The sequence below is a fragment of the Mesorhizobium sp. WSM4830 genome (genome assembly GCF_055811495.1).
Window position 1 is genome coordinate 1 of sequence record NZ_JBVVQI010000144.1, and the last position, 223, is coordinate 223.

Genomic DNA, 223 nt, shown 5'->3' on the forward strand with positions numbered 1-223 from the left:
GTAAGCGGGTAGCTGATGCCGTTCAGCGCTGGTAGTTCCAAGGCATAAGCGCCTCGATATCGCTGTTTGGCCAGCCATTGGCGATACGCTCGAGGGTCTGGGTGAGCCAGGCGTGCGGATCGACCTGGTTCATCTTGGCGGTGGTCAGCAGCGTGGCGATGGTCGCCCATGTCCGTCCGCCGCCGTCGCTGCCAGCGAAGAGGCTGTTCTTACGAGTAATTGT

At 61.0% G+C, this 223-nt stretch carries 1 protein-coding gene; it reads right to left on the reverse strand.

Features of this window, described 5'->3' with window-relative positions; genetic code table 11:
- Positions 1 to 22 precede the first annotated feature (22 nt).
- Positions 23 to 223: transposase domain-containing protein (locus AC0L2Y_RS34725; RefSeq protein WP_473562358.1), on the reverse strand; the 201-nt coding region annotated here is incomplete at its 5' end.